This window comes from Methylorubrum rhodesianum (genome assembly GCF_014199985.1).
Classification (GTDB): domain Bacteria; phylum Pseudomonadota; class Alphaproteobacteria; order Rhizobiales; family Beijerinckiaceae; genus Methylobacterium; species Methylobacterium rhodesianum.
Genome location: NZ_JACHOS010000018.1, coordinates 24,042 through 36,198 on the forward strand (window position 1 = coordinate 24,042; position 12,157 = coordinate 36,198).

Below are 12,157 nucleotides of genomic sequence, written 5' to 3' on the forward strand. Positions count from 1 at the left end.
GCGGGGGCCGCTTCGTCGCGAGGGTGCGCCACGATGCATGGATCGGAGCCGTTCCCGGTCGCATTGTGATCGGTAGGGCCTGCGAGGCGGAAGGGAGTCAGGGCGTTGTCGGAAGTGGAGTCGGATGCCGTCGTCCGGAACGCGGAGATGACCGAGGCCGAAGAAACGAGTCTCGCCACCGAGCGGGGGGTGCGCAGCGAATCCGCCCGCGCCCGCACCGCCCGCGCCGCCCGCATCCTCGCCGCGGAAAAGGCCGCCGAGAAGCCGGCCGAGCCCGTTGCGGAGAGGGAGGGTGCCGCAGCCGAGGCCGCCCGCGAGCCGGTGCTGGAGGCCGGCCGGTCGCTGCGCCACTCGCCCGAGCGTTTCGTGAATCGTGAGCTGTCCTGGCTCCAGTTCAACCGCCGGGTGCTGGAGGAATCCGCCAACCCGAACCATCCGCTGCTGGAGCAGCTTCGCTTCCTCTCGATCTCGGCCAACAACCTCGACGAGTTCTTCATGGTGCGGGTGGCCGGCCTGCACGATCAGGTTCGTGCCGGGCTCGTCGTGCCCTCGCAGGACGGACTGACCCCCTCCGAGCAGCTCGCGCGCATCGGCAACGAGGTCTCGCGGCTGGCCCTCGACCAGCAGGAGCGCTGGCGGGCGCTGCGGGAGGAGCTGAACGCCAGTGGCATCCATCTGGCCGATCCGTCCGAGCTGTCGGACGAGCACCTCGCCTGGCTCGACGACTACTTCCTGTCCTACATCTTCCCGGTGCTGACGCCGCTCGCCATCGACCCGGCGCACCCTTTCCCGTTCATCCCCAATCTCGGCTTCACTGTCGCGCTGATGATGGTGCGCCCGCGCGACGGGCGCACCCTGCGTGCCCTGATCCGCCTGCCGTCCCTGCTCGACCGCTTCGTCCGCCTGCCCGACGTGGCCGGCGACGGCACCGCCCGTTTCATCGCGATCGAGCAGGTGATCGCGAAATACGCGAGCCGGCTCTTCCCCGGCTACTCGCTGAAGGGGCAGGGCGCCTTCCGTGTCGTGCGCGACTCCGATCTCGAGATCGAGGAGGAGGCGGAGGACCTCGTCCTGCACTTCGAATCGGCGATCAAGCGCCGCCGCCGCGGCGTCGTCATCCGCCTTGAGATCGAGGCGGGCATGACGGAGGAGCTGCGCGCCTTCGTCGCCGACGAACTGGAGATTGCCCCCGATTCGGTCTTCGTGGTCGAGGGAATGCTCGCGCTCAACGAGCTGTCGCAGATCGTCGGGATCGACCGGCCGGACCTCAAGTTCAAGCCCTACAATCCGCGCTTCCCCGAGCGGATTCGCGAATCGGGCGGCGACGTCTTCGCCGCGATCCGGCAGAAGGACTTCATCGTCCACCACCCCTACGAGTCGTTCGATTCGGTGGTGCAGTTTCTGGGTCAGGCCGCCCGGGACCCCAACGTGGTGGCGATCAAGCAGACGCTCTACCGCACCTCCTCCAACTCGCCGATCGTCGCCGCGCTGGCGGAGGCCGCCGAGGCCGGCAAGTCGGTCACCGCGCTGGTCGAGCTGAAGGCCCGCTTCGACGAGGAGGCCAATATCCGCTGGGCGCGCAACCTGGAGAAAGCGGGCGCGCAGGTGGTGTTCGGCTTCGTCGAATTGAAGACCCACGCCAAGCTGTCGATGGTGGTGCGCCGCGAGGGCGACCGCCTAGTGACCTACTGCCATCTCGGAACCGGCAACTACCACCCGATCACCGCCCGGATCTACACCGACCTCTCCTTCTTCACCGCCGATCCGGCCATCGCCCGGGACGTCTCGCGCATCTTCAACTTCGTCACCGGCTATGCCGAGCCGGCGGAGCTGGAGCGCATGGCGGTCTCGCCGCTGACCCTGAAGCCGCGCCTCCTGCAGCACATCGAGGAGGAGATCGCCCATGCCCGGGCCGGACGTCCGGCGGCGATCTGGATCAAGTGCAACTCGCTGGTCGATCCGCAGATCATCGACGCGCTCTACGACGCGAGCCAGGAGGGCGTGCAGATCGACTGCATCGTGCGCGGCATCTGCTGCCTGCGGCCCGGCATCCCGGGCCTGTCCGACACGATCCGGGTGAAGTCGATCGTCGGGCGCTTCCTCGAGCACGAGCGTGTCTACGCCTTCGGCAACGGCGCCGGGCTGCCGCACCCGAAGGCCACCGTCTACATCTCCTCGGCCGACCTGATGCAGCGCAACCTCGACCGGCGGGTCGAGGCGCTGCTGCCGATCACGAACCCGACTGTGCATCAGCAGGTGCTCGACCAGATCATGCTGGCCAACCTTCTCGACAACCGGCAGAGCTGGCGTGTACTGGCATCGGGTGCGAGCGAGCGGATCAGCCCCGCGGAAGGGGAGGAGCCGTTCAATGCGCACAAGTATTTCATGACGAATCCGAGCCTATCCGGGCGCGGCAAGTCGTCGAAGAAATCAAGTCCGCGGGCGCTCAGCCGCCGCGCCCAGCGGTCCTGATTGCGGGGTCGGCCTCCCGGCCCCATCATCGTGAGCGCCCCGTCCGCGGGGCGCCTCCCTGACACGGGGGCTGCATGGGTCCGACACGTCCTCACCTGACGCTCGCCCACTCCGCCGAACGGCCGGCTCCGATGATCACTGGCATGACGTTCGAACCCGTCGCGATCATTGATATCGGTTCGAATTCCGTGCGGCTCGTCGCCTATGACGGCTTCCAGCGCGCCCCGACGCCGCTCTACAACGAGAAGGTCCTGTGCGGTCTCGGCCGCAGCGTCTTCTCCACCGGCCGCCTCAACGAGGATTCGGTGCAGCGGGCGCTCACGGCGCTCCGCCGCTTCCGCGTCCTGTGCGACACGATGCGGGTCTCGCGCACCTTCGTCCTGGCCACCGCCGCTGCCCGGGATGCCGCCAACGGCCCGGCCTTCCTGGAGGCGGCGCGCGAGGCGCTGGGCCAGGAGATCGAGCTCCTCTCCGGCCGGCGCGAGGCGGAGCTGTCGGCGCTCGGTGTCGTCTCCGGCTTCTACGCACCCGACGGCGTGGTGGGCGATCTCGGCGGCGGCTCGCTCGAACTCGTCGACGTCAAGGGCACCACGGTCGGCCAGGGCGTGACCATGCCGCTCGGCGGGCTGGCGCTCCAGGATCTCTCCGAGGGCTCCCTCAAGAAGGCGCGCAAGATCGCCCGGGAGCATCTGAAGAAGGCCGAGCCGCAGCTCGACACCCTGCGCGGGCGCAGTTTCTACGCCGTCGGCGGCACGTGGCGGGCGCTGGCCCGCCTGCATCAGGCCGCCCGGCAATACCCGCTCCACGTCATGCACGGCTACACGGTTGAGCCCTCCGACGAACTGAGCTTCCTCGAAATGGTCGAGCAGACCGATGCCGCGACCCTGCAGGAGGTCGAGAGCATCTCCGAGGCGCGCCGGCCGCTTCTGGCCTTCGGTGCGGTGGTGCTCGAAGAGATCATCCGGCTGGGCCGGCCCCGCGAGATCGCAATCTCCGCCTTCGGCGTGCGCGAGGGCCTGCTGTTCGAACAGCTCGACCGCGAGACCCGCCTCACCGACCCGCTGATCGTCTCGGCCCAGGAATTGAACGGGCAGCGCGCCCGCTCGCCCGATCACGGCGAGGAACTGCGCGACTGGACCGACCACTTCATCACCACCCTCGACGGCCCCGAGACCGCGGGTGAGCGCCGCTTGCGCCACGCGGCCTGCCTGCTCTCCGATATCGGCTGGCGGGCGCATCCCGATTACCGCGGCGAGCAGAGCCTCAACGTGCTCGCCAACGCCGCCTTTGCCGGCATCGACCATCCCGGCCGCGCCTATCTCGCCCTGTCGGGCTACTTCCGCCACGAGGGCGTGGCGCCGGAGAAGGCGAGCCCGACCCTGCGCGCGCTCGCCGGTCCGCGCCTGTTCGACCGCGCCCGTCTCGTCGGCGCGCTGATGCGCGTCGCCTTCCCGATCTCGGCCGGAATGGCCGGACCGCTCAAGCGGATGCCGGTGGCGGTAGAGGACGGCAAGGTGGTGCTGCGCCTGCCCGCCGACCGGGCCGAGCTCAACGGCGAGCGCCTGCTGAGCCGCGTGCGGGGTCTGGGCCGCGTGGTCGGCCTCGACGGGCGCGTCGAGATCGTCTGAGATCCCGGCGGGGAACCGCCGCAAACGGGTTTCCCGGACACCGGCTCGCCGTCCTCGCGGATGCCTCTGGAGGATTTTCGACGGGTCGTTCGGAGCGAGGATCGACGAGGCCGGTCAGCGCCTCGCATTCGAGCAAGGTCTCGCTGTCGACCGCGTACATCCCGTCGTGGTCGTCACGCCAACGCGTCGGCACAGCGGGATAGGCTCTCTCCCGCGGTTCCCGGTACGGCCCGCGAGCCGCGCTCCAACCCTTGGTTCATGTCGCGGTGGGTTCCCGACCACCGCGGCCGGCTCAGCCCGACAGGCGGGTATGGGCGATCGCGATCTCCCGCTCGGCATCGGCCATCAGGTAGGCGATGCGGGACCCATCGAGGTTGGCGTCGGTCAGGCGCTGGCGCAGGTCGGCCTCGTAGCTCTTCTGCTCGGCGCGCCGCGGGGGCGGCAGCAGACGCAGCAGCATCGGGCTGGCGATCTCGCTGCGCACGAGGCCGCGATGATTGGCGAGCCGGCGCAGGCTGCTGGCGAGATCCTCGAGCTTCGATTCCGGCAGGTACTGGCGGGCGGAAGCGCGGGCTCTGCCGGCGTGAGACATGGAGCGACCTCTGTTGGACAACTGGCGAAATATTGCCCGCGAGTGGTTCGCTTTCCCTTGAGAAAGACCGTTAACGGCACTCCGGCACAGGGCCGGGTGACCTCTTCGGCCTGACGGGAGCCGAATAGGTGGGCCTTGCGCCGGGATCGCGGTTCCTGTTCCCCGCGCTCCCGACGCACCGGCAGCCGCTCGGCCCACTGAGCGTCACAGGAACGGCGCAGAGAACTGGTCCGCACCGCCCCGTCACTGCCGGCCCCGCCGCCACGCAGGCCCGAGAGGGCTCGCGAAACCATCGGGCGCATCGGCCGCGGGGAGGGCCGATGTAGAGGCCCGCGCCGCCGCGGGCAACCGCGCCCTGACGCCGCTGCCCTACCGGCAATGCATTGCCAAAACGATCGGAGCGCCGCTTACCGCAGCGAGCCGCAGAAGCGCTGGATGCGCCGGCAGGCCTCCTCCAGGGTCTTGTTGGAGGTGGCGTAGGAGATGCGCAGGTTCGGGCCGAGGCCGAAGGCCGAGCCGTGCACCGCGGCGACACCCTCCGCCTGGAGCAGCTCGGTGACGAAATCCTCGTCCGTGGCGATGGTCTTGCCGGTCTCGGTGGTCTTGCCGATCAGATCGGCGCAGGACGGATAGACGTAGAACGCGCCCTCCGGCACCGGGCATTTCAGGCCGTTCGACTGGTTGAGCATCGAGACCACGAGGTCGCGCCGCTCCTGGAACGCGGCCTTGAACCGGGCGAGGTGCTCCTGCGTCCCGTCGAGCGCCGCCACCGCCGCCCATTGCGAGATCGAGGAGGCGCCCGAGGTCTGCTGGCCCTGCACGAAGTCCATCGCCTTGATGAGCTGTTCGGGGCCCGCGGCGTAGCCGATGCGCCAGCCGGTCATGGCGTAGGCCTTCGAGACGCCGTTCATGGTCAGCGTGCGCTCGTAGAGGCCCGGCTCGACCTGGGCCGGCGTGACGAACTCGAAGTCACCGTAGGTCAGGTGCTCGTACATGTCATCGGTGAGCACCCAGACCTGGGGATGGCGCATCAGCACGTCGGTGATCTTCTTCATCTCGTCGCGGGTGTAGGCGGCACCCGAGGGGTTGGACGGCGAGTTGAGGATGATCCACTTGGTCTTGGGGGTGATGACGCGTTCGAGATCCTCCGGCTGGAGCTTGAAGTCGTGCGCCATGTCGGTGTCGGCGAAGACGGGGGTGCCGCCGCACAGGATCACCATCTCGGGGTAGGAGACCCAGTAGGGACGCGGGATCACGACCTCGTCGCCGGGATTCAGGGTCGCCAGCAGCGCGTTGTAGATGACGTGCTTGCCGCCGGTGCCGACGATGGTCTGCGAGACCTTGTAGTCGAGCCCGTTCTCGCGCTTGAACTTCTTGACGATCGCCTCGCGCAGCGGATTGATGCCGGAGACCGGCGGGTACTTCGTCTCGCCGCGGCGGATCGCGTCGATCGCCGCCTCCTTGATGTGGTCGGGCGTGTCGAAGTCCGGCTCGCCCACCGAGAGGCTGATGACGTCGACGCCCGAGGCTTTCAGCTCACGGGCCTTCTGGGTCATCGCGATGGTCGCGGACGGCTTCACCCGCGAGAGGGCGTCGGCGAGAAAGCCCATGGAAGGTCTCCGAAAAGTGTGTTCGCGTGCGCGAGCGCCCGAAGGATGTCTCGGGCAAACGCGGCCCTCGTAATCTTGCGCCGCCGCACGGGCAAGCGCGGCGAGCGGGGGACTGTTCCCCGATTGGAGACCCCCTCCCGGATCGGCGCCCGCGAGAGACCCGCCGCGCGAGTCGGCGCCAAAGCTCTGCAATTTTTCTCAAGCTGGAGCGAAGAGTTTTTCAGGCGTACGCTGCCGGAGTTCTGCGGTATTGTTGACCGCAAGATGTGCAGTTTATTGCAGCGCGACAGCATATCGATGCGCTGCAATGAGAAATGCATGCAGAATTCGATTGGTGCTGCGGTGCTGGACATTGTCCGGATTTCGCGAGTCCACGATTCGATGTTGGGTGGAGACGGCGAAGGGCGGGATGCACCGTCCAGCCGGATGAGGCGAGCGGAGAACGTCGGTCCCATGAAAAAGAACAAGGTCATCACGGCGGAGGAAGCGATCGCGTTGGTTCGCGAGAACGACGTCCTGACCACGACCGGCTTCGTCCAGAGCTGCATCCCGGAGGCGCTGCACGCGGCGCTGGAAAAGCGCTTCGTCGAGACCGGGAGCCCGCGCGGCCTCACCTTGATCATGACGGCGGGCGCGGGCGACTCGAAGGGCCTCGGCACCGGCCGCCTGCACCATGACGGGCTGCTCTCGCGGGTCATCGCCGCCAATTTCGGGCGCATGCCGAAGGTGGCGCAGGCCGCACAGGCCAACCTCATCCGCGGCTACAACCTGCCCCAGGGCGTGATCTCGCAGCTCTACCGCGCCTGCGCCGCCGGCCAGCCGGGCCTGTTCTCGAAGGTGGGACTGAAGACCTACGTCGATCCGCGCCACGGGGGCGCCAAGGTCAACGAACTGACGACGGAGGATATCGTCAAGCTCGTCGAGGTCGATGGCGAGGAGTGGCTGTTCTACACCGCCACCAAGATCGACGTGGCCTTCATCCGCGCCACCTCCGCCGACCCGTCGGGCAATCTCTCCTTCGAGAAGGAGGCTTTGACCCTCGACTGCCTCGCCCAGGCCATGGCCGCGCGAAACAACGGCGGCATCGTCATCGCCCAGGTCGAACGCATCGTCGATGACGGCTACCTGCTGCCCAAGGACGTGCGGGTGCCCGGCATCCTCGTCGATTGCGTCGTCGTGGCCGAGCCCGAGATGCACCGGATGAATTACGGCGTGATGTACGACGCGGCGCTGGCCGGCGAGATCCGGGTGCCGGTCACCGGGATCAAGCGGATGGCGCTCAACGAGCGCAAGATCATCGCCCGGCGCGCGGCCTTCGAGCTGCCGCCCAACGGCGTGGTGAATCTCGGCGTCGGCGCGCCCGAGGGCATCTCCTCCGTGGCGAACGAAGAAAAGATCACCCCCTATATCACGCTGACCACGGAGGCCGGAGCGGTCGGCGGTGTGCTGGCCTCCGGCTCGAGCTTCGGCGCGGCGACGAATGCCGACTGCATCATCGACCAGAACCAGATGTTCGACTTCTACGACGGCGGCGGCCTCGACATGACCTGCCTCGGCATGGCCGAGTGCGACGGGGCCGGCAACGTCAACACCTCGAAGTTCGGGGGCAAGCTCAACGGCTGCGGCGGCTTCATCAACATCTCGCAGAACGCCCGCTCGGTCGTCTTCGCCGGCACCTTCACCGCAGGCGGCCTGGAGATCGCCGTCCAGGACGGCCAGGTGAAGATCGTTCAGGAAGGCAGGGCCCGGAAGTTCGTCACCCAGGTCCAGCAGAACACCTTCTCCGGTCCCTACGCGGTCGAGCGCTCGCAGCCCGTCATCTACGTGACCGAGCGCTGCGTCTTCCAGTTGACGAAGGAGGGACTCGAGCTGATCGAGGTGGCGCCGGGCATCGACATCGAGCGCGACATCCTCGCCCACATGGATTTCGCGCCCATCGTCCGCAATCCGGTGGCGATGGACGCGCGCATCTTCCGCGATGAGCCGATGGATCTGATCTCGGATCTGCTCAACCTCGACCTGAAGTCGCGTGTCAGCCTGGATGCTGAGCGCAACATCCTCTTCATCAACCTTGAGGGCTGGTACTGCCGGGTGAAGAGCGACATGGACGAGCTGCGCATGACCATCGTCGAGGCCTGCCGCAAGGCCGGTCAGCGGGTCAACGCCGTGATCAACCACGACGGGTTCCGGCTCAATGAGAACCTCTACGATGATTACGCCGGGATGATCCAATATCTCCAAGCGAACTACTACGCGACGACGACGCGCTACGCGACCAGCGCCTTCCTGCGCCTGAAGATGGAGGAGGCGCTGACCAAGCGCGGCGTCGCTCCCCACGTCTTCGAGCGCAAGGAGGAGGCCCAGGCCTTCCTCGGCACGACCGAGGACAAGAAGGCCCGGAAAATGATCTCGCCGGCGGTGGCCTCGGCGGCCTGACCGTCGGGGCCGAACCTCTGGGGCCAGACCGCTGGAGCCAGACCGCTGGGGCCGGATTTGCCGGCCCCTCCGCCCGCTCGAAGGGCTCGCGAACCTCCCGCACGTGAACATCCGGCGTCGGAATGGATGTCTCGGCGGAACGGGCGGCCCGGTGCTGCGCGCCCGATCCTCGTCGGCATCAGAACGGGCGCGCCGAAGCGATGCCGTCCGGGCCGGAGAGAGGGTGCAGGCCCAGGCCGCGCACGCGCTCTCGGCCAAGGCTTCGAGGGCGGGGCAGGCAAGTCGATCTTTGCAAATGATCGCAGGGCGTAGGCAAGATTATCGAACTATTTGTTAATCGGATTTCGGCGAAGGGTTGTATCTCGCCCTGGGATACGTCGGATGAAGATCACCCTCAGAAACAGCCTGATGGGGCTGTTTGCCATCATGCTCGCCCTCTCCGTGACGCAGGGCGTCGTCACGCTGTCCAAGCTCGACGCCATCGACGCCAAGACGTCGGAACTGCTCGACAACGCAGTCCCGTCGATGAACGAGGCGAACGCCATTAACGCCCTCGTCATCCGCACGCGCCTCTGGCAGTTCCGCTACATGACCGCCGAGAACGAGGCGGCGAAGACGGAGAGCGTCGGCAAGGTCGCGGAATTCATGCGGGACCGCGCCGCCAAGGTTGAGGCCTACCGCTCCCTCGTCGCCTCGCCCGAGGAGCAGACGGCCTACGACGCGCTCCGGGGCAAGCTCGATCTCCTGCTCTCCGACTGGGAGCGGCTGCGCGCCTATCCGGCCGACCGCTACGAGGAGGCGATGGCCGCCTTCCGGGGACCGATGAACACGAACTACCTCGCCGCCTCGGCCGCCGTGCGCGCGCTCATCGACATCAACCTCGCCGCGAGCCGCACGGCCGAAGCCGAGGTCCGGCAGGCCCAGCGGGAGGCGAGCCGCATGACGCTGATCATGCTCGCCGTCAGCCTCCTCACCGCCATGGGTGCCACCGCCTTCTCCTTCCTCGGCGTGTCGCGGCCGATCGGCCGGATGAGCGCGGCCATGCGCCGCCTCGCGGCGGGCGATACCGCCTCGCCGATTCCCTACGGCCACCGCCACGACGAGATCGGCGAGATGGCGGCGACGGTCAGCGTGTTCCGCGACGGCATGATCCGCACCCGCGCCCTGGAGGAGGAGACCGCGCTCGCCCGCGCTTCGGCGGAGGAGCAGCGCAAGGCCGGCATGCGGCAGATGGCCGACAGCTTCGAGGCCGCGATCGGCGGCATCGTCGCCATAGTCTCGGCCTCGGCGACCGAGCTGCGCACGACGGCCCAGTCGATGAGCGCGAATGCCGAGGAGACCGCGGCTCAGTCCGTCAGCGTCGCCGCCGCCGCCGAACAGGCCTCCGCCAACGTCCAGACCGTGGCCGCCGCCGCCGAGGAGCTCGGCGCCTCCGTCAACGAGATCGGCCGGCAGGTGGCGGGCTCCGCCGACCTTGCCCACTCCGCCGTCGGCGAGGCCAACGGCACCGGCGCCCTGGTCCAGGATCTCGCCCAGGCCGCGAGCCGGATCGGCGACGTGGTCAACCTGATCTCGTCGATCGCAGCCCAGACCAACCTGCTGGCCCTCAACGCCACGATCGAGGCGGCCCGCGCCGGGGCGGCCGGCCGCGGCTTCGCGGTCGTCGCGGCCGAAGTGAAGGAGCTGGCCAGCCAGACCGCCCAGGCCACCGCCGAGATCTCGAGCCAGATCACCCAGATCCAGGGATCGACCGATCAGGCCGTTGCCGCCATCGGCGGCATCGCCGGGCGCATCCGCGAGATCAGCTCGGTCGCCACCGCGATCGCCTCTTCGGTGGAGCAGCAGGGGGCGGCCACCCGTGAGATCGTCATCAATGTCGGCCAGGCGGCGACCGGCACTGGCGAGGTGACGAGCACCATCGCCAGTGTGGCGGGGGCTGCGGAGGAGACCGGCGCGGCGGCGAGCCAGATGCTCGCCTCGGCCTCCGCCCTGTCGCAGCAGGCCGACCACCTCGGCGCCGAGGTCGCGCGCTTCCTCGCGACGGTGCGGGCCGCCTGAAGCGGCGGAACCTGCCGCGGTGGAAAGCGCGGAACCGATCGGAAGGGCGGGGGCGGCATGCGCTGCCTTGCCATCCCGCCCCGTCTCTGCTAACGCCCCGCCCATTCCACACGCGGAGCCGGCCCCATGCCTGAATGGGGCGTTTCCGGTGGCCGGCGAGCAAGCCGGCTACTTCCTCCGCGGCGGTATCAACCGGAGAGAACAAAGAATCATGGCCGTCGATTTCTCTATGCGCCAGCTCCTCGAGGCCGGCGCCCATTTCGGGCACCAGTCGCACCGCTGGAACCCGAAGATGCAGCCCTACATCTTCGGCACCCGTAACAACATCCACATCATCGACCTCGCCCAGACCGTGCCGGCGCTGCACGCCGCCCTCCAGGCGGTGAGCGACACCGTGGCCCGCGGCGGCCGCGTGCTGTTCGTCGGCACCAAGCGCCAGGCGGCGGACGCCATTGCCGAGGCGGCCAAGCGCTCGGCCCAGTACTACGTCAATTCCCGCTGGCTCGGCGGCATGCTGACCAACTGGAAGACCATCTCCGGCTCGATCCAGCGCCTGCGCAAGGTCGACGAGACGCTCGAGGGCGGGGCCGTCGGCCTCACCAAGAAGGAGCGCCTCATGCTGACCCGTGAGAAGGACAAGCTCGAGAAGGCGCTCGGCGGCATCAAGGACATGGGCGGCGTGCCCGACCTCCTGTTCGTGATCGACACCAACAAGGAGCAGCTCGCGATCAAGGAGGCCCAGCGCCTCGGCATCCCGGTCGCCGCCATCGTCGACACGAACTGCAACCCGGACGGCATCTCCTACATCGTGCCGGCCAATGACGACGCGGGCCGCGCCATCGCGCTGTACTGCGACCTGATCGCCCGCGCGGCGATCGAGGGCATCGGCCGCGGCCAGGGCGCGCTCGGCATCGATGTCGGCGCCTCCGAGGAGCCGACCGCCGAGGAACTGCCGGCCAACGACGACGTCGTGGCCTCCGTGGCCTCCGACGCGATCGCCCCGGCCGACGTTGCGGCGCTCGCCGAGTCGACCGAGCATTTCGAGCAGCTCGTCGCCCCGCGCGGCGCGCCCGACGATCTGACCAAGCTCACCGGCGTCGGCCCGCAGCTCGTGCAGAAGCTCAACGATGCCGGCGTGTGGCACTACTGGCAGATCGCCGCCATGCAGCCCGAGGACGTGGCCAAGCTCGATGCCGACCTGAAGCTCAACGGCCGGATCGACCGTGACGGCTGGATCGCGCAGTCCCGCGGCTTCGTCGAGGCCGCCGCCGCCTAAATCTCACGCGCGCCGCCGGGATCTTCGCCCGGCGGCCCGAGTGTCATCACGCTGCAAAGCCCGGTGCTTTCAACGAGCGCCGGGC

Annotated in this window: 7 protein-coding genes; 5 read left to right on the top strand and 2 right to left on the bottom strand. The window is 68.4% G+C overall.

Annotated features, from left to right (window positions below):
* Positions 1–105: 105 nt before the first annotated feature.
* Positions 106–2,472, top strand: a complete 2,367-nt coding sequence (locus tag HNR01_RS22105; protein WP_183669862.1) for an RNA degradosome polyphosphate kinase — start codon at positions 106–108, stop codon at positions 2,470–2,472.
* Between the two features lie 131 nt (positions 2,473–2,603).
* Entirely contained in the window at positions 2,604–4,100 is a 1,497-nt protein-coding gene (ppx, locus tag HNR01_RS22110; RefSeq protein WP_375373204.1) for an exopolyphosphatase, read from the top strand.
* A gap of 292 nt (positions 4,101–4,392) precedes the next feature.
* Here the strand turns inward: ppx and HNR01_RS22115 are convergent, their stop codons facing one another.
* Complete coding sequence (locus HNR01_RS22115; RefSeq protein WP_017485425.1) at positions 4,393–4,692, bottom strand: hypothetical protein; 300 nt, start codon at positions 4,690–4,692, stop codon at positions 4,393–4,395.
* Between the two features lie 407 nt (positions 4,693–5,099).
* Positions 5,100–6,302, bottom strand: a complete 1,203-nt coding sequence (locus tag HNR01_RS22120) for a pyridoxal phosphate-dependent aminotransferase (protein ID WP_153876251.1) — start codon at positions 6,300–6,302, stop codon at positions 5,100–5,102.
* Between the two features lie 453 nt (positions 6,303–6,755).
* Between HNR01_RS22120 and HNR01_RS22125 the strand changes: the two genes are divergently transcribed.
* The 3 genes from HNR01_RS22125 (at position 6,756) to HNR01_RS22135 (ending at position 12,072) form a co-directional block, all read left to right on the top strand.
* The gene (locus HNR01_RS22125) at positions 6,756–8,738 is read left to right on the top strand and encodes an acyl CoA:acetate/3-ketoacid CoA transferase (protein ID WP_183669865.1); all 1,983 of its coding nucleotides are present in this window, start codon (positions 6,756–6,758) and stop codon (positions 8,736–8,738) included.
* A gap of 381 nt (positions 8,739–9,119) precedes the next feature.
* Entirely contained in the window at positions 9,120–10,796 is a 1,677-nt protein-coding gene (locus tag HNR01_RS22130; protein WP_183669867.1) for a methyl-accepting chemotaxis protein, read from the top strand.
* 211 nt (positions 10,797–11,007) lie between these two features.
* Complete coding sequence (locus tag HNR01_RS22135; RefSeq protein ID WP_017485429.1) at positions 11,008–12,072, top strand: 30S ribosomal protein S2; 1,065 nt, start codon at positions 11,008–11,010, stop codon at positions 12,070–12,072.
* Positions 12,073–12,157: the final 85 nt, after the last annotated feature.

Bases quoted from the DNA above. Each gene is read 5' to 3' on its own strand.
- ppx (WP_375373204.1), top strand. From the start codon at position 2,604: ATGATCACTGGCATGACGTTCGAACCCGTCGCGATCATTGATATCGGT.
- HNR01_RS22115 (WP_017485425.1), bottom strand. From the start codon at position 4,692: ATGTCTCACGCCGGCAGAGCCCGCGCTTCCGCCCGCCAGTACCTGCCG.
- HNR01_RS22120 (WP_153876251.1), bottom strand. From the start codon at position 6,302: ATGGGCTTTCTCGCCGACGCCCTCTCGCGGGTGAAGCCGTCCGCGACC.
- HNR01_RS22125 (WP_183669865.1), top strand. From the start codon at position 6,756: ATGAAAAAGAACAAGGTCATCACGGCGGAGGAAGCGATCGCGTTGGTT.
- HNR01_RS22130 (WP_183669867.1), top strand. From the start codon at position 9,120: ATGAAGATCACCCTCAGAAACAGCCTGATGGGGCTGTTTGCCATCATG.
- HNR01_RS22135 (WP_017485429.1), top strand. From the start codon at position 11,008: ATGGCCGTCGATTTCTCTATGCGCCAGCTCCTCGAGGCCGGCGCCCAT.